18 protein-coding genes are annotated in these 18,715 nt (G+C 65.6%); 4 read left to right on the top strand and 14 right to left on the bottom strand.

Annotation, left to right across the window (positions count from 1 at the left end):
- Positions 1-9: 9 nt before the first annotated feature.
- A complete protein-coding gene (locus tag QO014_RS12095; protein ID WP_266348963.1) occupies positions 10-930 on the top strand; it encodes a sugar phosphate isomerase/epimerase family protein in 921 nt (306 codons plus the stop codon).
- Positions 927-1,715 (top strand): TIM barrel protein, encoded by a 789-nt coding sequence (locus QO014_RS12090; protein ID WP_266348962.1) that lies wholly within the window; start codon positions 927-929, stop codon positions 1,713-1,715. The genes QO014_RS12095 and QO014_RS12090 overlap by 4 nt, the downstream gene beginning before the upstream one ends.
- 228 nt (positions 1,716-1,943) lie before the next feature.
- Here the strand turns inward: QO014_RS12090 and QO014_RS12085 are convergent, their stop codons facing one another.
- Both QO014_RS12085 and QO014_RS12080 read right to left on the bottom strand, forming a co-directional pair.
- The gene (locus tag QO014_RS12085) at positions 1,944-3,482 is read right to left on the bottom strand and encodes a DHA2 family efflux MFS transporter permease subunit (protein ID WP_266348961.1); all 1,539 of its coding nucleotides are present in this window, start codon (positions 3,480-3,482) and stop codon (positions 1,944-1,946) included.
- A gap of 189 nt (positions 3,483-3,671) precedes the next feature.
- The gene (locus QO014_RS12080; protein ID WP_266348960.1) at positions 3,672-4,907 is read right to left on the bottom strand and encodes an HlyD family secretion protein; all 1,236 of its coding nucleotides are present in this window, start codon (positions 4,905-4,907) and stop codon (positions 3,672-3,674) included.
- 253 nt (positions 4,908-5,160) lie between these two features.
- Here QO014_RS12080 and QO014_RS12075 point away from each other — a divergent pair, with 253 nt between their 5' ends.
- Positions 5,161-5,820: a TetR/AcrR family transcriptional regulator gene (locus QO014_RS12075; RefSeq protein WP_266348959.1), complete on the top strand. Its 660-nt coding sequence runs from the start codon at positions 5,161-5,163 to the stop codon at positions 5,818-5,820.
- 138 nt (positions 5,821-5,958) lie between these two features.
- Here the strand turns inward: QO014_RS12075 and QO014_RS12070 are convergent, their stop codons facing one another.
- Positions 5,959-6,486, bottom strand: a complete 528-nt coding sequence (locus tag QO014_RS12070) for a L,D-transpeptidase (protein ID WP_266349309.1) — start codon at positions 6,484-6,486, stop codon at positions 5,959-5,961.
- Positions 6,487-6,863: 377 nt separating this feature from the next.
- On the opposite strand from QO014_RS12070, the gene QO014_RS12065 reads away from it, so the two are divergent.
- Positions 6,864-7,505 carry a DNA-3-methyladenine glycosylase I gene (locus tag QO014_RS12065; RefSeq protein ID WP_266348958.1) on the top strand — a complete coding sequence of 214 codons (642 nt, stop codon included), beginning with the start codon at positions 6,864-6,866 and terminating at the stop codon, positions 7,503-7,505.
- A 3-nt stretch (positions 7,506-7,508) separates the two neighbouring features.
- Here QO014_RS12065 and QO014_RS12060 read toward each other — a convergent pair whose 3' ends face one another.
- The 11 genes from QO014_RS12060 to QO014_RS12010 form a co-directional block, all read right to left on the bottom strand.
- Complete coding sequence (locus tag QO014_RS12060; RefSeq protein WP_266348957.1) at positions 7,509-7,664, bottom strand: hypothetical protein; 156 nt, start codon at positions 7,662-7,664, stop codon at positions 7,509-7,511.
- A 146-nt stretch (positions 7,665-7,810) separates the two neighbouring features.
- A complete protein-coding gene (hisG, locus tag QO014_RS12055; protein WP_266348956.1) occupies positions 7,811-8,797 on the bottom strand; it encodes an ATP phosphoribosyltransferase in 987 nt (328 codons plus the stop codon).
- Positions 8,794-9,906 carry an ATP phosphoribosyltransferase regulatory subunit gene (locus QO014_RS12050; RefSeq protein WP_266348955.1) on the bottom strand — a complete coding sequence of 371 codons (1,113 nt, stop codon included), beginning with the start codon at positions 9,904-9,906 and terminating at the stop codon, positions 8,794-8,796. The genes hisG and QO014_RS12050 overlap by 4 nt, the downstream gene beginning before the upstream one ends.
- A 499-nt stretch (positions 9,907-10,405) precedes the next feature.
- Entirely contained in the window at positions 10,406-11,899 is a 1,494-nt protein-coding gene (hisS, locus tag QO014_RS12045; protein ID WP_266348954.1) for a histidine--tRNA ligase, read from the bottom strand.
- A 153-nt stretch (positions 11,900-12,052) separates the two neighbouring features.
- Positions 12,053-12,220 (bottom strand): 50S ribosomal protein L33, encoded by a 168-nt coding sequence (rpmG, locus tag QO014_RS12040; RefSeq protein WP_266348953.1) that lies wholly within the window; start codon positions 12,218-12,220, stop codon positions 12,053-12,055.
- Between the two features lie 89 nt (positions 12,221-12,309).
- Positions 12,310-13,485: an MFS transporter gene (locus QO014_RS12035; protein ID WP_266348952.1), complete on the bottom strand. Its 1,176-nt coding sequence runs from the start codon at positions 13,483-13,485 to the stop codon at positions 12,310-12,312.
- A gap of 74 nt (positions 13,486-13,559) precedes the next feature.
- The gene (locus QO014_RS12030; protein ID WP_266348951.1) at positions 13,560-14,018 is read right to left on the bottom strand and encodes a DUF983 domain-containing protein; all 459 of its coding nucleotides are present in this window, start codon (positions 14,016-14,018) and stop codon (positions 13,560-13,562) included.
- Between the two features lie 81 nt (positions 14,019-14,099).
- Positions 14,100-15,059 (bottom strand): ABC transporter permease, encoded by a 960-nt coding sequence (locus QO014_RS12025; RefSeq protein WP_266348950.1) that lies wholly within the window; start codon positions 15,057-15,059, stop codon positions 14,100-14,102.
- A complete protein-coding gene (locus QO014_RS12020; protein ID WP_266348949.1) occupies positions 15,056-16,075 on the bottom strand; it encodes an ABC transporter permease in 1,020 nt (339 codons plus the stop codon). Before QO014_RS12020 ends, QO014_RS12025 begins: the two co-directional genes overlap by 4 nt.
- On the bottom strand, positions 16,072-17,541 hold the full coding sequence (locus QO014_RS12015; protein WP_266348948.1) for a sugar ABC transporter ATP-binding protein: 1,470 nt from the start codon (positions 17,539-17,541) through the stop codon (positions 16,072-16,074). The genes QO014_RS12020 and QO014_RS12015 overlap by 4 nt, the downstream gene beginning before the upstream one ends.
- Before the next feature lie 49 nt (positions 17,542-17,590).
- Positions 17,591-18,613 carry an ABC transporter substrate-binding protein gene (locus tag QO014_RS12010; RefSeq protein ID WP_266348947.1) on the bottom strand — a complete coding sequence of 341 codons (1,023 nt, stop codon included), beginning with the start codon at positions 18,611-18,613 and terminating at the stop codon, positions 17,591-17,593.
- Between the last annotated feature and the right edge of the window lie 102 nt (positions 18,614-18,715).

Raw genomic sequence — 18,715 nt, 5'->3', positions numbered from 1 at the left:
GGACTTCCGATGCCCGCCATCTACGCGACCGACATGATCACCTTCTATCAGCCGGGATTCTGGGGGCTTTCATCCGGCGCCGAGCTCGAGGCCTTCGCCGCCGCGAAGCCGGATGCCTTCTGGGACAAGGTGATGGCCACCCTCGCCGAAACAGACGTGACGGGTATCGAGCTGACCTTCGGCCCCGGCAGCATCGGCAATGTTCTCAAGGCTTTCGGCAGCGCGAAGGCCTTTCGCGAGACGCTCGCGAGCCGGGGGCTCAGCGTCGTCAGCGCCTTCATGGCGGACGCGCCGGCCTGGGCGGACGGGGCCGATCTCGGCGCGATCATCGCGGATGCCGAGGCGCGGGCTGCCTTCGTCGCCGAAGCGGGCGGCAGCCTGCTCGTCACGGGACTCCCGATGCGCCGCACGGTCGGCGTCCGGCCGCCGCTCTTCATCGATGCGGCCTTCATGAGCCACAAGGCGGGTATCGCGCATGCGATCGGCGAGGCAATCGAGAAGCAGGGCATCCGTCTCGCGGTTCATACCGAATCGAACAGTGCGCTCTGGTATGAGCGCGACATCGATCTCTTCATGTCGCTCACCGACCCGCGCTATGTCGGGCTTTGCCCGGATTCCTGCCATATCACACTCGGCGGCGGTGATCCCGTCCGCGTCGCGTCGCGCTATGACCAGCGCATCATTCTGGCCCATTGGAAGGACGCGGTCGGCCCGATCGAGGAGAATCTCGTGATCGACGAGACCATCTTCCTGCAGCAGCAGCGCTTCATGGCCGATTTCGGCGCGGGCGTCGTCGACTGGAGCGGCTGGTCGAAGGCGATGCTCGCGACGCCTGGACGCGATATCGTCCTGCTCGAGCTCGACGCCGCCCGGGACCCGGTCGCGGCGCTTCTGGCCGGCAAGGCGGTCGTCGAGCGCGCGCGGTCGTGATCGATTTCAGCGTCTGCATCGAGCTGGCCTTCGCGGAGGCTGGCCCGTCGGTTTCCGACCGGGTCCGCGCGGCGGCGGACGCTGGATTTCCGGCCGTCGAGATCTGGGACTGGCGCGACAAGCCGCTTCCTGATCTCGCGAGGGTTCTCGACGAGACCAACACGCAGCTGCTCACGATCTGCGCCGAGCACTGGCGCGACAAGTGCCAGCTTGCCGACCCCGCATCGCATGCCGAATTCGTCCGTCGCGTTGCCGATACGGCCAAGGTCGCCTCCGAACTCGGCGTGCCGAAGATCGTCGTGCTGGCTGGCGATATCCTGCCGGATCGGGACATTGCGGCCCAGAGAGCGATGGCCTCCGAGGCGCTTCTCCGCGCCTCGGATGCCGTCGCCGGCGAGCCAGTCGAGCTGCTCGTGGAGGTGGTCAACCGCCAGTTTGAGGGGCCGAACGCCCTGCTGTCGGATTCGATGACTGCGCTCGATCTCATCCGCCGGCTGGACCGTCCAAATGTCCGCTTCCTGTATGATCGCTATCACGCGATCTTGAACGGCGAACCCCTCGGATGGGGGATCGGGACCAATCTCGAGCTTGTCGGGCACATCCAGGCTGCCGATGTGCCCGGGCGGCAGGAATTCGGTACAGGCAACCAGGATTGGGTCCGTGAGCTGCGATGGCTGCTCGATGCGGGCTATGCCGGCCATGTTGGGATCGAGGCGACACCGCTGAGCGGCGGTGCCAACCTCTATCGCGACGCGCGAGCCCTATTGGAGGCAACGACAAGCTGAACGCGGACGGCGCGCATTCGAGTCTTGGCGTGAGGCAGGCGAACAAGGAAGCGCAAGACCTGCCGTGTAGATCATCGCGTCAGATACGCATCCGGCGGGACCACGCCATAGCGACGGCCCGTGTGTCCCGGCACCTTCCCGCCGCCACTCGCGCAGACAGGCTTGTTCGGTCCGATACCGAGGCGCATCTTTCCTCAGTCCAATCCGTCAAATGCGGTGATCAAACAACTAGTGGCCGCCGCCTCCGCCCGCAGCGCCGCGTGCTGCGGGCTTGCGCGCCAGCGGGACGAGCAGGACGATCGCCGCGAACATGACGGCAAGCAGCAGGAACACGTCGGAGAAGGCCATCACCAGCGCCTCGCGCTTGACTGAGAGCGACAGCGTCTTGAGCGCCGCCAGTTCCGCATTCGATCCGAGCGCGGCGTAGAAGCCCTGCGTCATCGCGGTCAGTCGCTCCGTCGCCGCATCGCGGCCCCACTGCACCGACTCGTGCAGCCGCATGATGTGCAGGTCCCAGCGATTGTTCAGCACCGTGGTGATGACGGCGAGGCCGACGGCACCGCCCAGATTGCGCGTCAGGTTGAAGAGGCCGGACGCATTCTTGATCCGCTCGGGCGGCAAGGTACCGAGTGCCAGCATTGAGACCGGGATCATGCAGGTCATCAGCGCGACGCCGCGCATCGCCTGCGGCAGGAAGAGTTCGCTGAACGCCCAATCCTTGGTGATCGGAACGAGTTCGAGGCAGGAGACGGCGAAGAGTGACAGGCCGAACGCCATCATGGCGCGCGGATCAACGCGCTGCGCGATGTTGCCGGCGATCGGCGCCGTGATCATCATGAAGAGGCCGGTGACGAACATCGTCTCGCCAATCTGCAGCGAATCATAGCTGCGCACACGGGCGAGATAGACCGGATAGAGATAGACGAGGCCGTAGAGGCCGACGCCGAGCATGAAGGAGAACAGCGATCCGGTCGCGAAATTGCGGTCCTTGAAGGCGCGCACGTCGACGATCGGCTCCTTGGCCGTCAGCACGCGCCAGAAGAAGCCGATGCCCGCAATGACGGTGACGACAGCGAGCGATGCGATTGCCGTATCCTGGAACCAGTCATTGGCGGAACCCTCCTCGAGCACATATTCGAGGCTGCCCAGGAAGGCCGCGAGCGTAATCAGGCCGATGAAGTCGAACTGGTTCAACAGCTTCAGATTCGGCCGATCCCAGTCGACGAAGCTCAGCACGCCGATGGTGACGAAGATGCCGGGGATGACGTTGACCAGGAACAGCCAGTGCCAGGAGAAGAGATTGGTCAGATAGCCGCCGATGGTCGGGCCGACGGTCGGCGCCATGGTCGCGATCAGGCCGACGACGGCCGAGACCATCGCCTGGCGGTTCTTCGGGAAGATCGTGAAGGCGGCTGCGAAGACGGCCGGGATCATGCCGCCGCCGACGAAGCCCTGCACCGCGCGCCAGACGATGATCTCGCCGATCGAGCCGGACGTCGCGCAACCGATCGAGGTGATGGTGAAGCCGCCAGCGGCGATCGCGAACAGGTACCTGGTCGAGAGCGCGCGGCCAAGAAAGCCCGAAAGCGGGATCATGACGATCTCGGCGATCAGATAGGCCGTCTGCACCCAGGCGATCTCGGTGGCGCTGGCGGAAATGCCGGCCTGGATTTCGGAGAGGGAGGAAGAGACGATCTGGATATCGAGGATCGCCATGAACATGCCGACGCACATGGCGACGAAGCCGAGCATGCGGCGGGGCGTCATAATCGGCTGTTCAAAGCTTGGCTGCGGTCCGGCCATCTTGCACCTTCACCATCAGGCGTTTGCGTCGGGCGGTCGTCAGGCGGCCTTGTCCGGCGTTCTCTGCTTCTTCGTCAGGGGTCGAGAGGGGAAGCGGCTAGGCCGGTAGGGACGGCTGCGGCTTCCCCCCTCTGGTCCCTCCAAGGAGGGAGTTCAGTGCTCGGCAGCGCCCGAGCCGGTGCGGCTGTCGATGTCGACCGTCACGGAGAGGCCGGGACGCAGATAACCCTTGGCGGCTTCCTCTGCCGGAACCTTGATCCGGACCGGGACGCGCTGGGTGATCTTGGTGAAATTGCCCGTCGCATTGTCCGGCGGCAGCAGGCTGAAGACCGAGCCCGAAGCCGGCGCGATGCTCTCGACCGTGCCGTCGATCTCGCCATCCGAGGCGGCGTCGACGGTGATCTTCGCGGTTGCGCCCGGACGAATGCGGTCGAGCTGCGTCTCCTTGAAGTTAGCGTCGATATAGACGGCCGATAACGGCACGATCGCGAGCAGGCGCTGGCCGGCGGCAACGAATTCACCCGGATCGACCGAGCGGTTGCCGACGACGCCATCGAACGGGGCGCGGATGACCGTGTGGTCGAGATCGACCTGGCGCTGCGACAACGCCGTCCGATACTGCTCGAGCGCCCGTTCGGCCTCGACGCGCTGCGCCTCGGTCACCGCGACGGCGGCTTCGGCGGAGGCGACACCCGCCTTGGCCGAATCGACGCCGGCCTTCGCCTTGTCGTCGGCGGCCTTCGCCTGTTCCAGCGATTGCTGGCTGGAGAAGCGGCTCTGCGTGAGCTGGGTCGTGCGGACGAGGTCGGCGGCCGTGCGCTCGGCCTCGGCATTGGCCGAGGCGATGGCGGCCTTCGCCTGGTCGACGCTGGCCTGGCCGGCCGTGATCTGCTGGCCGATGCGGGCGATGGCCGCTTCCTGCGACGCGATCTGGTCTTGTGCAGCCTGGATGGCGAGCTTCTGTTCGGTGTCGTCGAGATAGACGAGCGGGTCACCCGCCTTGACGGCGCTGTTGGCGACGGCATCGACCTTCGTCACATAGCCCGAAATGCGCGGCGCGAGAACGGAGGTGTCGGCGCCGACATAGGCATCGTCGGTCGAGATCATGAAGCGGCCGACCGTCCACCAGCTATGGCCAAAATAAGCGCCGGCCGCGATGGCGATCACGGCCACGCCCAGGAGAATGACGCGACGACGGCCACCCTTCTTGGCGGGCGGCGGCATGTGGCTCGTGCTGGCGCCCGTCGTCCCGGCAGGCGGGGCGGCCGGCTTCTCTGCCGCCGGACGGTCGCCCGCGGGCGTCGGTGCCTCGGCGGTCTTCTTCAGGGCGGGCGGGATATCTGCGACGACGCCATCCGCGGCGTCGTCGACCAGCGCAACTTTCGCCATGACGCGTCTCCACTGGGAATGAAAGCGATATCGAACCGAACCGTTCGGTCAATTGCCGCTTGATCTAGACCTGTGAAATGCCTAAATCAAGATCGAACCGAACGGTTCGGTCAAAAATTTGAGTGCAGTGGCTCGATCGACACGTGATTGGATCGGGGCGCCATGGTTGCTAGATTGGCAATCAGGACGCGCCACCGATTCACGGCAAGAGCTGCGCCAGGCCCGCGCTGCAGCGGGCAGAAGAGGACACAAGGTGGCCATCGTCGATGTGGAATTGACGACTCGTGGGCAGGAAGCCAGTTCGGCCGGGCAGGATCCCGCCAAGCGCGCGCAGATCATGCAGGGTGCGCGGCAGGTGTTTCTGGAAAAGGGCTTCGACGGCGCGAGCATGAACGACATCGCGCGCGCGGCCGGCGTTTCGAAGGGAACGCTCTACGTCTACTTCGAAGACAAGGAACGGCTGTTCGTCGAACTGATCTCGACAGAAAAGCGGGAAGAGGTCTTCCGTGTCGTGCGTCTCGATTCCGACGATCACGACGTGCCGAATGTGCTGCGCGCGTTCGGCACCCGGCTCTGCAACATCCTGACGCGTCCCTATTACGTGCAGGCGATGCGGACGGTCTTCGGCATCATCAACCGCATGCCCGAGATCGGCGTCGAGTTTTATTCGACCGGCCCGCAGCTCTGCACCGACCACCTTCAGGTCTATCTGGAGGCCCAGGTCAAGGCGGGCGTCCTGGTAATCGACGATTGCACGCTGGCGGCGCAGCAGTTCGTCGAGCTCTCGCAGAGCGGGCTGTTGCGTCGCGTGCTGTTCGGCGTGGCGGAGACCCCGACGGATGCCGAGATCACCCATCGCGTCGAAAGCGCGATCGCCATCTTCATGAAGGCCTACGCGCCGCCGAAGAGCTGATCCTCGCGGAACCGGTCCCGGCGGCGCCCGTGCGGTCTGGAGCTATCCATCGTTTCCTTGAATCGATGGATAGCCCTAAGTCTTAGGTTGGTCGCGTTTCCTTCACGCGAACCGCATGCCACTTCGCTCGGAAACGCTCTAGCGAACGATGACCCTGGTGCCGACCGGTGCGCGCTCATAGAGATCGCTCACATCGGCATTGACCATGCGGATGCAGCCCGACGAGACGTTGTGGCCGATCGTCCAGGGCTCGCTGGTGCCATGAATGCGGAACATCGTGTCGCGGCCGCCATCATAGAGATACATGGCGCGCGCCCCGAGCGGGTTCTGCGGGCCGCCCTGCATGCTGACCGGAAGAATGCGGCCCTTCTTGCGCTCGCGCTGGCGCATTTCCGGCGGCGGCGTCCAGGTCGGCCATTCTGCCTTGCGCCCGATCTTCACATTGCCCCGCCAGCCGAAGCCTTCGCGACCGACGCCAACGCCATAGCGCAGCGCCTTGCCGTCACCCTCGACCAGATAGAGGAACTTGTCGTCGGAATGGATGATGATGGTGCCGGGTTTCTCGTTCGTCTCATAGCGGACGCGCTGACGCTGGTACTTGTACGGTATCGCCGCGCCGGGAACCGGGTTCACTGGTCGAACGTCGCCCGTTCCGAGAAACAGCATCTTGAAGAAGTTCTCGGCATGCGCCGTTCCGGAGCTCATTGTCACGGCGGCCATCATGAGTGCAGCAGCCACGACCCTTTTCATCGACATTTTTTCCCCCAGATCTCTGGACCAACTGATCGACGTCGTGCCCCCAACCATCGATCCTGCCCATCTTCGCAACGGAAAGCTAAAGAGTTGGCAACAATCGGCGCAAAAATCACGCGGTTGTGAACACGAAGGCTTGCGCTCTTCCCGTCGGGCGGGGCGAATTTCAGGGAGCGGGGAGGGTGGTCCGCATCGGTTTTCGGCCGACGCTGCTGGCACCATGGGCTTGCCCGAAGGGCAGGGAGCGCGGTACATAGCGGCAAGAACAAACAATGAACTTGCGAGTCGCCATGTCTCTTTCCAGCTCATTGCCCGATGGCATTGCCCTTGGTCTCGACGGTCGGCCGCGCTGCTGGTGGCCGGGCGGCTTGCCCGAATACGAGGCCTATCACGACAATGAGTGGGGCCGGCCGGTCGTGGAGGACCGCCGCCTGTTCGAGAAGCTCTGCCTGGAGGGGTTCCAGTCCGGCCTGTCCTGGCTGACGATCCTGCGCAAGCGCGAGAATTTCCGCAAAGCCTTCGCGAATTTCGAGATCGCAGAGGTGGCGCGCTTCGACGAGGCGGATGTTGCACGCCTGCTGGCCGATACCGGCATCGTGCGGCATCGGGGGAAAATCGCATCAACGATCAACAATGCCAGGCGGGCGCTGGAACTGATCGAGACGGAGGGTTCGCTCGCGGCCTATGTGTGGCGCTTCGAGCCGCCGGCGAGTGAACGGCCGGCTTCTGTTATCCGTGGCAGCATCGCGTCGACATCGCCGACCTCGATCCGCCTGTCGAAGGATCTCAAGAAGCGCGGCTGGAGCTTTGTCGGACCGACGACCGTCTACGCCTTCATGCAGGCGATGGGGCTGGTCAACGACCATATCGAGGGCTGCACCTGCCGCGCCGAGGCAGAAGATCTGCGCGCGCGGCTGGTTCGGCCAGTATAAAACTCAGTAGCCGAAAGGACGGCGGCTGTTCTTCGAGAAATTCCGGTGGATCAGCTCGACGTCGATGCGGTCACCGGCGCTGTTGAGCGCTTCCGTCTCGGCATCATAATGCAGGTAGCTGTTCCAGCTCCGGCTCATCTTCTTCAGCGTCTTGAACATTGCGGTTCTCCTTGAACGAAAGGAACCCCCACAAGATAGACCTCTGAGGCTGCGATACAATCTGTCCATATTGCATCGCAGCAATGCGGCATGCGCAGAGCCTGCGCTGCAGCATGCCGTGAGCCGGCGCCGACGCCTCGCGACCGTCAGCCCGCTATGTGGCCATCGAGCCGGCCGAGAAGCCGCTCGGCGAGCGGGCTCGTCGAGGAGAAGATCGTCTCGATTCGCGTGACCGAAACCGTGCGTGCGCCGGCGCCGGTGCGCAGCCATTCGGCGCAGGCATAGACCTTCGACGCCTGGCAATGCAGCGTCAGCGGGCCGCCAGAGGTGCCGAACGGAGCGGTGGCGCCGAAGCGGTCGAGAGCGACGCGGGCGGCGCCTTCCGTGTCGACCACATCGGCGCGGATCTCGCGCAGCGACCGGCCGGCGGCCTCCGCCTCGATACGGTCGAGGATCGTGCGGAGCGCGCTGCGCGCAGCGCCGCTCCAGCTCGCTGCGAAGCTCGCAACGAGATGTGCTTCCGAGCGGAGGATCACGCCGTCATTGACCACCTTCAGCGCGTTGGCGGTCAGCGTCGAGCCGGTCGAGGTGATGTCGACGATCAGGTCGGCGGCGCCCGAAGCCGGCGCGCCTTCGGTGGCGCCCAGGCTCTCGATGATGCGGTAGTCGGCTATGCCGTTCGTGTCGAAGAAGCGGCGCGTCAGGTTCACATATTTGGTCGCGACCGTGAGCCAGCGGCCATGGCGGGCGCGGAAGTCGGCGGCGACGTCGTCGAGATCCGCCATGGTGCGGACATCGATCCAGGCCTCGGGCACGGCCACCACGACATCGGCATGGCCGAAGCCGAGCGGCAGCACGAGGTCGAGCCGCTCGTTGAAATCGGGCACCTCCTCCTCGACCAGATCGCGGCCGGTGACACCCAGATGCACCGATCCGGCGGCGAGCTCGCGCGTGATTTCGGAGGCCGAGAGATAGGCGATCTCGACATCGCCGAGGCCGGCGATCTTGCCGCGATAGGTACGCTCACCGCCCGATTGCAGCACGGAGAGGCCTGCGCGGGCGAAGAAGGCATTGGCGTTTTCCTGCAGCCGGCCCTTGGAGGGGACGGCGAGGACGAGCGGTGCGGACGTCATGAATGGGGTTCCTTGACGCGGTCGAGCCAGAGCGAGAAGCCGACGGCCGGAACGGGCGCCTTGGCGCCGAGCGCGGGCATCAGCCGGTCATAGCGTCCACCGCCGACGACCTGTCGTCCCGCCGGCAGCGCCTCGTCATAGATCTCGAATACGAAGCCAGAATAATAATCGAGCCGCCGGCCAAAATCGGCGGCGAAATCGAGCGTGGAAAGATCGATCCCGCGCCGCGCCAGCCCTTCAGCGCGCTTCTCGAAACCATCGAGCGTGGCTTCGATGCCGAGATCCTCGTCGATCGAGAGGGTCTTCAGGGCGGCAAGCGCCACCTCCGGCGTGCCGCGCGTGTCGAGGAAGCGCTTGAGCACGGTCTGTGCCCGCGCGCTGAGCCCGGCGCCGACAGCGAGCGACGACTGCTCCAGGAAGCGATCGGCAATCTCGCCAGCCGAGCGTCCGCCGACCGCCTTGATGCCGGCGATCGAGAGCAGGTCCTCGACGATGCGATGGGCCGCGGCGTGATCGGTGCCGTCGAGCGCCGCCAGGAAGCCCGCATGCGCCGGCGCCTCGCTGGTGCCGCCGCCCGACAGCCGCTCGATCGTCGCGTCGAGGCGTTGCCGGTCGCCGAACACGCGCGACAGGCGCCGCCGCCAGACGCTCGCAATGCCGAGCGCCTCGATCACGGCCGAGAAGAGCAGCGAATCGCCGATCCGCACGATCGGCTTGTCGAGGCCGTAGAGGCGCACCGCGTCGAGCGCCAGCGCCAGCACGTCGGCATCCGCCGTGATGCGGTCCGTCCGGCCGAGCGATTCGACGCCGCCCTGCAGGAATTCGCCGTTCTCTCCGGGCCGCTGCCGGAAGACGGGGCCGAGATAGGCGTAGTCGGCCATGCGGTGTGCGTCGCCGGTGGCGAGGTGATGCAGGCAGACCGGAATGGTGAATTCGGGCCGCAGGCAAAGCTCGCTGCCGTCAAAGCCCGTCGTCAGATAGAGGCGACGCCGCAGGTCTTCGCCGGCCACTTCCAGGAAGACATTGGCGTCCGAGAGGATCGGCGGCTCGACGAAGCGATAGCCGGCCTCCGAAAGGAGGATGCGCAGCTGGTTGGTATCGACGGTCATGACAATCCCCCGGTAACGCGCTCAGTCGATCCCTCTCTCCCCGCCGGGGGGAGAGTTGGAGAGGGGGCATTCAGCCGTGCGATAGGGATATTCATTGCAGTCACCGAGGCCAGAGGGAGCCACCCCCTCCCTAGACCTCTCCCCTGCGGGGAGAGGGGACGGGCCGGCGCCACCCGCACCATCGAGCCCTCTCTCCCCGTAGGGGGGAGAGTTGGAGAGGGGGCATTCAGCCGTGCCATAGGGAAATTCACTGCAATCACCGAGGCCACAGGGAGCCACCCCCTCCCTAGCCCTCCCCCCTGCGGGGAGAGGGAACGGGCCGGCGCCACCCGCACCATCGAGCCCTCTCTCCCCGTAGGGGGGAGAGTTGGAGAGGGGGCCTTCAGCCGTGCGATAGGGAAATTCACTGCAGTCACCGAGGCCACAGGGAGGCACCCCCTCCCTAGCCCTCCCCCCTGCGGGGAGAGGGGACGGGCCGGAGCTTGAGACGCGAGCGATGTCATTCGCCAGCCCTCCGCTCGACGATGGCGCGCACGGTGGCGACCAGGTCGGCTTCCGGCACCTCGACCTGGGCCGGCCGTCCCTCGCGCCAGGCGGCGTTGTCGGCGATAATGGCCGACATCTGCTTGCCGAGCGCCAGATCCTTGACCTGGACGACGCCCTTTGCCTTCTCGTCGCTGCCCTGGATGATCACGCAGGGGCTGTTGCGCTTGTCGGCATATTTGAGCTGCGCCTTGGGACCCGAGCCGCCGAGATAGAGCTCGGCGCGGATGCCCGCATCGCGCAGATCCTTGACCATCTTCTGGTATTCGCCCATCCGGTCGCGATCGAAGACGGTCACGACGACGGGGCCGGCCTCGGCCTCGACAGAGATCTTGCCAAGCGCGGACAGCGCCGCCATCAGGCGCGAGACGCCGATCGAGAAGCCGGTCGCGGGAACCGGCTCGGAGCGGAACCGGCCGACGAGGCCGTCATAGCGCCCGCCACCACCGACCGAGCCGAAGCGGGCGGGCTGGCCATCCTCATTGACGGTTTCGAACAGCAGTTCGGCCTCGAAGACGGGACCGGTGTAATATTCGAGGCCGCGGACGACGGAGGGGTCGATCTTGATCCGCTCGCCATAGCCGGCGGCACCGACGATCGTCGCGATCTGGTCGAGCTCCTCGACACCGGCTACGCCTGACGTGCCGAGCGCGGCGCTGGCGCGGATGCGCTGCACGGCGGCCTCGTTGCCGACGCTGTCCTGCGCGGCGACATAGCTCATTACCTGCTTGATCGCGGTCTCATCGAGACCAGAGCCCTTGGTGAAGTCGCCGCTCTCGTCCTTGCGGCCGGCGCCGAGCAGGAGTTCGACACCCTCGGGCCCGAACTTGTCGAGCTTGTCGATGGCACGCAGCACCGAGAGGCGGCGGCCGGCATTTTCCGGTCCGGTGAGGCCGATCGATTCCATCACGCCGTCGAGAACCTTGCGGTTGTTGACGCGGATGACATAGTCGCCGCGCTGGATGCCGAGCGCCTCCAGCGTATCGGCCATCATCATGCACATCTCGGCATCCGCTGCCGGCGAAGCCGCGCCGACCGTGTCGGCGTCGAACTGCATGAACTGGCGGAAGCGGCCCGGGCCGGGCTTCTCGTTGCGGAACACCCAGCCATTGCGATAGCTGCGATAGGGCTTCGGCAACTGGTCGAAATTCTCGGCGACGAAGCGGGCGAGCGGCGCCGTCAGGTCGTAGCGCAGCGACAGCCACTGCTCGTCATCGTCCTGGAAGGAGAAGACGCCCTCGTTGGGGCGGTCCTGATCCGGCAGGAACTTGCCCAGCGCGTCGGTATATTCGATCAGCGGCGTCTCGACCGGCTCGAAGCCGTAGAGCTCGTAGATGCCGCGAATTGTCGCGATCATCCGGTCCGCCGCCTTGATCGCGCCGGCATGGCGATCGACGAGCCCGCGCGGCAGCCGCGCCTTGAGGGCGTTCGATTTTTCTTTCTCAGCCATGTCAGTCGATCCCGTCCTTGAGGGTTGGTTTCCTACCGCATCGATCCGGGACCGGCAACCTTGAGGGCCGGCGCGGCCGCGCGCGAAGCATGAGGCAAAAACAAAAAGGCCCCGCAGAGCGGGGCCTTTTTCAATGTGGAGATTGAGCGCCGCTTACTTGATCTTGGCTTCGCGGAACTCAACGTGCTTGCGCGCAACGGGGTCGTACTTCTTGACCGTCAGCTTGTCGGTCATGGTGCGCGAATTCTTCTTGGTGACATAGAAGAAGCCGGTGTCAGCGGAGCTCACGAGCCGGATCTTGATGGTGGTGGCCTTGGCCATAATCTAACCTCTGAATGCGTGTGCAGCAGGGGACCTGGAGATCAGCCCGGCGCCGTTGAGCGCGCACACTACGGATTCACGATCGAATGTCAAGAAATCCCGGCAACGGTTTTCGCCCGGGACATACGCACCAGCACCATGGCGAGATAGGCGAGGAAGAATCCGCAGATCGCGACCACGAATCCGTGCGGATCCCAATGGTCCATTGATGCGCCGATAATCGCCGGGCCGGCAAGGCCGCCGGCCGAATAGCAGAAGATGAAGGCCGCATTGGCGGCGGCGAGATCGGCGCCGCGGAAGCGGGCGCTCAAATGCGCGAGTCCCACTGTATAGAGCGCGCCGACCGTGCCGCCCCATATGGCGAGCAGAATCATGAACGGCCAGAACATGGCCGCGACGAGGGGGATCACGGCCGCGCCGGCGAGGCCCAGCAGGCCCAGAATCAGCAAGAGCTTCCGGCGGTCCATCCGGTCCGAGAGGAGGCCCATCGGAATCTGCAAAACGATATTGCCGACCGTGATCCCGACGCCGAGCAGGATGACGACGTCGCGCGCATGGCCGACATGCTGGCCATAGAGCGGCAGCAGCGCGAAGGCGCCACTTTCGATCGTGCCGAACAGCAGGGCGGCGCCGGTTGCGACCGGGGCGAGGAAGAGGAAGCGCCAGAACGTGCCGTGTTGTTCATGGTGCAGCACCGGCGCCGAGCGCAGGCCCGTCAGCACCGGCAGCACGCCCGCCACGAGGACGCAGGCGCCGACCGCGAAGGGCAGGAAGCCCTGCGTGCCGGTCAAGGTGAGGATGAAGGGGCCGAGCGCAAAGCCGAAGGAGAGCACCGTCGCATAGATGCCCATGATGATGCCGCGCTTCTCGGGCGGCGCGACGGTGCTGATCCAGAATTCGGAGAGCACGAAGACGATGGTGATGGTTGCGCCGGCGACGAGGCGCAGCGGAAACCAGAGCCAGAAGGGCGAGAAATAGAACAGCGGCAGCGCCACCGCGATCGTCAGCATGCTCAGGATCAGCAGCAGCGCCGTGCCGAGGCGGACGGCGAGGCGCGAGATCAGCGGCGTCACCGCCATCGAGGCGATGCCCCAGACGGCGGTGTTGATTCCGATCCACGTCGTCGGGATGCCACGATCTTCCAGCGTCAGCGCGAGCAGGGGCAGCGTGATGGAGAAGCCGAGGCCGACCACGGCGATCGCGCCGATCGGCGCGATCAAGCCCCTCATGTCGCCATTGGGCTTTCCATCGGGTGCTCGTGTCATCGAGATCGCCTCGGTTCAGCTGCTTTGGGCATGGCCGCGTGGGCGGCCGAAGGTCGTGCGGGAGGGAGAGGACGCTAGCTGCCCAGATCGGCCTGCCAGGGCGCCTTGCCCGGGTCGTTCGGATCCCCCGAGGGATCGAAGCCGTGCATATAGAGCGCCCATTGCAGGCCGACGACAGAGCCTTTGATCGGCCGGAGCAGGCCGAGTGTGAGGATGAGCGTCAGCGGCAGCCAGATCGCCAGATTGGTGACGTTCGACAGATGCCACGTCGTCTCGACGATCAGCATCAGCGGCACCACGATGTGGCCGACCACCAGGATGGTGAAATAGGGCGGGGCGTCGTCAGCGCGCTGGTGCGAGAGGTCCTCGCCGCACGCCTCGCAACGATCGACGACCGTCAGGTAGCCCTTGAAGAGCTTGCCCCGGCCGCAATTCGGGCAGCGACAGGCGAAGCCGCGCCGCATCGCCTGCCAGACCGAGCGTTGCGGCAACGCCTTCCTGCGTGTGTCGGCACTGCCGGTCCATTCGGTCATCGATTGCTCCTTGCCCCTTCATATCGCGCGCGAAGGGCCCCGTACAAGGCGCATGGCAGCGTCGAGGGCCAAAGAAAGGCCTCAGCGCGTGGCTTTTCGCGCGCTGGCGGCCACGATGACGGCGATAATGATCAATCCGGTCGAGAGATAGCGCAGCCCCGCGCCGAAGCCATAGGTGTTGAGCATGGTGACGACGAGGAACAGGAAGAGCGCCGCGCCCCAGAGGCCGGGCACGTTGGAATAGCCGCCCGCGACCGACGAACCGCCGATCACGACGAGCGCGATCGAGGTCAGCAGATATTCCTCGCCCATGGAAAGCGACGAGCCACCCGAGAAGCCGGAGAGCAGATAGCCGCAGAGGCCGGCAAAGACCGCGCTCATGACATAGGCTGTGAAGCGCGTGCGTCCGACATTGACGCCGGCGAGGCGGGCGGCGCGCATGTTCTGCCCGATCGCCGTGACCCAGCGGCCATAGACCGTCCGGCGCAGCACGATCTCCATGACCGCCGCGAGCGCGATGACGCAAAGGGCGAGCACCGGCATGCCGAGCACCTGCGCGGTGGTGAAATCGGCGAGCGCGGCCGGCGGCTTGATGCGGATGCCGCGGCCATAGGCGATGGCGGTCGACTGGATCAGGAAGCTCGACGAGAGCGTCGCGATGATCGGCGGAATCCGCAAGATGATGATGAGCGCATAGTTGAAGCAGCCGACGGCGACGCCGCAGGCGAGCGCGACGATGAGGCCGACGAGGATCAGACCGTCCTGCGTATCCATCACCTTGGTGGCGACGGCGCCGGCGAGCGTGATCGTCGCGGGAATGGAGAGATCGACATTGCCCGGCCCGAGCGTGACCACATAGAGCTGGCCGATGCCGACGATCACCGAGAAGGTCGCGAAGGTAAAGGCGGCGGTCAGCACCTCGCCGCCGCCGCGCCCGCCGGTGAACAGGATCGTGACGAGCCAGACGGCGGCCGCCGCGACATAGGCCCAGAGCCAGGGCTTGGCGACAAGCCGACGGATGAAGCCGGGTTCCGCGTTCATCGACGCTTCTCCGCACGGTCGATCAGGGTTCTGAGCGCCAGCACGATGATCAGGATCGCGCCCTGGGCGCCGATCTGCCAATCGGGCGGAATGCGCATGAAGGACAGGAACGAGCCGGCGAGCGTCAGCGTCGCGGCGCCGATGACGGCGCCGATCGGCGATATGCGTCCGCCGACGAACTCGCCACCGCCCAGAATGACGCCGGCGATCGACAGCAGCGTGTAGCGCAGCGCGATATTGGCGTCGCCCGAAGTGGTGAGGCCGACGAGAGAGAGGCCGGCCAGCATGCCGAAGAATCCGGCCAGCGCGAACATCGCCATCTTGACCTTGAGCAGCGACCAGCCGGCGCGCTCGATCGCCTTCGGATTGCCGCCGGCGCCGCGCAGCACGGCGCCATAGGAGGTCTTCATGATCAGGATATGCGCCGCCACCGCGATCACTACGGCCGCGATGATCGGGAAGGGGATGAAGGGCGTCTTCAGCGTCATCAGCGACTTGATCCATCCCGGCGCCTGTCCGCCCGGCACGGGCAGGACGAGCACAGAAAGGCCGAGCCAGACGAAGGACATGCCGAGCGTCACGACGATCGAGGGCAGGTTGCGCAGATGGATCAGCGCGCCGAGCAACGCATAGACGCCGATGCCCATCAGGAGCACCAGCACGCCCGCGAGCGGCGTGTTCATGATCCAGGGCAGTGTGGCGGGGAGGGCGCCGCTCGCCTGGAGGTCCTTGATGAAGGGCAGGGCGCCGATACCGCCGCTCAGCAGCGTGGCGCCGATGCAGGCGACGAAGCCGACATAGGTTCCGATCGAAAGATCGAGATCGTTGACCGTGATGACGCACATCTGCGCGATCGTCGCGAAGGCGATCGGGATGGCGAGGTTGAGCATCAGGTTGAAGCCGACATAGCTGATCGCGCGCGGCTGCAGATAGAAGATCGCCGCGAGCAGGACGAGCAGCGACAGCGCCGGCAGCAGGTTGCGCAGCGTGCGCGCCGAAAGCACGGACCCGTTCATGCGACCTCCGCGAAGGAGGCGTGCAGCACCTTCTCTTCCGTCAGTTCGGAGCGGGAAAGCTCGGCCACGATGTGGTGGTCGCGAAACACATAGACGTGGTCGCAGTGCTTCAGTTCGTCCATTTCGGTCGTGTACCAGAGGAAGGTGCGGCCGGCCTCGGCCTCGGCGCGGATCATGCCGTAGACCTCCTGCTTGGTGCCGATATCGACGCCGCGCATCGGGTCGTCCATGAGCACGGTCTGGGCGTCGGAACCCAGCGCGCGGGCGAAAAGCGCCTTCTGCTGGTTGCCGCCTGAAAGCGAGAGGATCGGGTTGTTCATATCGGGGGTGCGGATGCCGATCCGCTGCTTCCAGTCTTCCGCCATCGCCTCGGTGGCGGCGCCGTCGATGAGGGGACCGCGCCGCATGCGCCGGAGCGAGCTGATGGTGATGTTCTCGGCGATCGACCAGAGCGGGAAGACGCCGTCGGTCTGGCGGTCGCCCGCCACCAGCGCCACGCCGCCCACGACCGTAACGTTGCGCGCATTCTTTCCGGCCGCATCGAAGATGCGGATCAGCATTTCCGATTGCCCCTGGCCGCCGAGGCCGGCCAGCCCGACGATCTCGCCCTGATGCGCAATCAGTTCGGGGCCGCCGGCCTGGCGATCGGCCGCGACGCGCACGCGCGGCTCCGTCTCGCTCCGCTTGGTATCGGCGGTCGCGGCATTGGCACCCTCGTCATGCGCAACGCTGCCCATGGCCGCGACCAGCGAGGTGCGGTTGAAATCGGCGGCCGGTCGCTCGACCACGACCTTGCCGTCCTTCATCACGACGACCCGGTCGCCGGCGGCGAGGATTTCGCCGAGGAGGTGCGATATCAGGACGACGCAGCCGCCCTTGGCGACGAAACTGCGGACATAGGCGAGAAGCTGGCTCGCGAGATGGGCGTCGAGCGACGAGGTCGGCTCGTCGAGGATCACCAGACGCGCCGGCGCCGTGGTGACGCTGAAGGCGCGCGCGATCTCGACCATCTGGCGGCGTGCGATCGGCAGGTCGCCGACAATATCACTCGCGCTGATGCCATGGCCCGGGAAGACCTCGTCGAGCTTGTCGAGGATCAATTTGCCCGCCCGCTTGCGCCAGCCGAAGCCGCGCAGCGAAGCGTGCATGATGCGCGCATTCTCGGCGACGGTGAGGTTGGGGCAGAGCGACAATTCCTGGAAGACGCAGCGGATTCCGTGCGCCTGCGCCGTCGCGACCGAGTAGCGGCTGGCAATATCCTTGCCGTCGACCTCGATGCGGCCCTCGGCCGGAAAGACGCCGGCGAGCAGGTTCATGAGTGTCGACTTGCCGGCGCCATTATGGCCGACAAGTCCGATGCATTCGCCGGCATGGCAGGCGAGATCGACGCCCCGAAGGGCTCGAACGGCGCCGAAGCTCTTTTCGACGCCGTTCAGGCTGATGATGGGTGTTGCGGCCGAGGCCATTCAGGCTGTCTCAAGGCAAGGATGCATGAAGGGCCCCGGGTTCACCGGCCTACTTCTTGGCCGCGTCGACGACCTTCTGCGCGTCCTCTGCCGAATATTCGACATTGGCGACGCCACCCTTTTCCGTCGTCTCCAAGCTCTTGTCGAGCGTGGCCTGATCGACGCGGAGGAACGGCACGGTCAGGTCCTTCGGCACGTCCTTGCCGTCGAGGATCTGCTGCGCCACCCAGAAGGCCAGCGTGGAGACGCCCGGGGCGATCGAGGCCGACATGGTCTCGTAGCCGTTGGCATCCTTCTGCTCTTTCCACCAGGCGAGCTCGTCCTGGCGGTTGCCCATGATGATGATCGGCGTGGTGCGACCGGCAGCCTTGAAGGCCTGCGCCGCGCCATAGCCGTCGCCGCCCTGGGTCACGACGCCGACAATATCGTTCGGCAGCGATGGCAGGATGCCGGCAACGGCGGCCTGGGCCTTGGCCTGATCCCAATCGCCATGAACCGAGCCGACGATCTTGAATTGCGGGTTCTCGGCGACCGCTTCGTGGATGCCCTTCGAGATCGCGTCGTCGACGAACACGCCGGCGAGGCCGCGGATCTCGAGGATGTTGCCGCCCTTCGGCAGCTTGTCCTTGAGATAGAGGACCTCGTCCTTGCCCATCTGCTTGAAGTCGACCGCGATGCGCCAGGCGCAGGGCTCGGTCACGATGCCGTCGAAGGAAACGACGATCACGCCCGCATCGCAGGCTTCCTTGACGGCGCCGTTGAGCGCGTCCGGTGAGGCCGCATTGAGGACGATCGCATTATAGCCCTGCAGAACGAGGTTCTGGATCTGGGCCGCCTGCTCGGTCACCTGGTTCTCGGCCGTCGTGAACGGGTCGGCCGCGGCCACGATGCCGGCGGTGACGGCTGGCTTCGTCACCTTGTCCCAGCTGCGCAGCATGGCCTGACGCCAGGAATTGCCGGCATAGTTGTTCGAAAGCGCAATCTTCTTGTCCGCCGTATCGGCCAAGGCAGAGCCCATGCCGAGTACAGTCATGACGGCAAGCATAGAAATAGAGCCCGCGAGACGGGTCATGGCATTATCCTCCCTACTTCGCGCGCTGATTTTGCGTCGTGGTCCTCTCTCCGGCCCCGACTGCGCGCGTTCACTTAACTCAGTCCCAGAGCCAGGATTTTG

Source organism: Kaistia dalseonensis (assembly GCF_030814715.1).
In the GTDB taxonomy this organism is placed as follows: Bacteria; Pseudomonadota; Alphaproteobacteria; order Rhizobiales; family Kaistiaceae; genus Kaistia; species Kaistia dalseonensis.
This window is presented reverse-complemented; position numbering and strand designations above follow the sequence as displayed.

What these genes read in the sequence shown, in the direction of transcription:
- QO014_RS12095 (WP_266348963.1), top strand. Translation starts at nt 10, where the DNA reads ATGCCCGCCATCTACGCGACCGACATGATCACCTTCTATCAGCCGGGA.
- QO014_RS12085 (WP_266348961.1), bottom strand. Translation starts at nt 3,482, where the DNA reads ATGACGCCCCGCCGCATGCTCGGCTTCGTCGCCATGTGCGTCGGCATG.
- QO014_RS12080 (WP_266348960.1), bottom strand. Translation starts at nt 4,907, where the DNA reads ATGGCGAAAGTTGCGCTGGTCGACGACGCCGCGGATGGCGTCGTCGCA.
- QO014_RS12070 (WP_266349309.1), bottom strand. Translation starts at nt 6,486, where the DNA reads ATGCTGTTTCTCGGAACGGGCGACGTTCGACCAGTGAACCCGGTTCCC.
- QO014_RS12065 (WP_266348958.1), top strand. Translation starts at nt 6,864, where the DNA reads ATGTCTCTTTCCAGCTCATTGCCCGATGGCATTGCCCTTGGTCTCGAC.
- QO014_RS12060 (WP_266348957.1), bottom strand. Translation starts at nt 7,664, where the DNA reads ATGTTCAAGACGCTGAAGAAGATGAGCCGGAGCTGGAACAGCTACCTG.
- hisG (WP_266348956.1), bottom strand. Translation starts at nt 8,797, where the DNA reads ATGACGTCCGCACCGCTCGTCCTCGCCGTCCCCTCCAAGGGCCGGCTG.
- QO014_RS12050 (WP_266348955.1), bottom strand. Translation starts at nt 9,906, where the DNA reads ATGACCGTCGATACCAACCAGCTGCGCATCCTCCTTTCGGAGGCCGGC.
- hisS (WP_266348954.1), bottom strand. Translation starts at nt 11,899, where the DNA reads ATGGCTGAGAAAGAAAAATCGAACGCCCTCAAGGCGCGGCTGCCGCGC.
- rpmG (WP_266348953.1), bottom strand. Translation starts at nt 12,220, where the DNA reads ATGGCCAAGGCCACCACCATCAAGATCCGGCTCGTGAGCTCCGCTGAC.
- QO014_RS12035 (WP_266348952.1), bottom strand. Translation starts at nt 13,485, where the DNA reads ATGACACGAGCACCCGATGGAAAGCCCAATGGCGACATGAGGGGCTTG.
- QO014_RS12030 (WP_266348951.1), bottom strand. Translation starts at nt 14,018, where the DNA reads ATGACCGAATGGACCGGCAGTGCCGACACACGCAGGAAGGCGTTGCCG.
- QO014_RS12025 (WP_266348950.1), bottom strand. Translation starts at nt 15,059, where the DNA reads ATGAACGCGGAACCCGGCTTCATCCGTCGGCTTGTCGCCAAGCCCTGG.
- QO014_RS12020 (WP_266348949.1), bottom strand. Translation starts at nt 16,075, where the DNA reads ATGAACGGGTCCGTGCTTTCGGCGCGCACGCTGCGCAACCTGCTGCCG.
- QO014_RS12015 (WP_266348948.1), bottom strand. Translation starts at nt 17,541, where the DNA reads ATGGCCTCGGCCGCAACACCCATCATCAGCCTGAACGGCGTCGAAAAG.
- QO014_RS12010 (WP_266348947.1), bottom strand. Translation starts at nt 18,613, where the DNA reads ATGACCCGTCTCGCGGGCTCTATTTCTATGCTTGCCGTCATGACTGTA.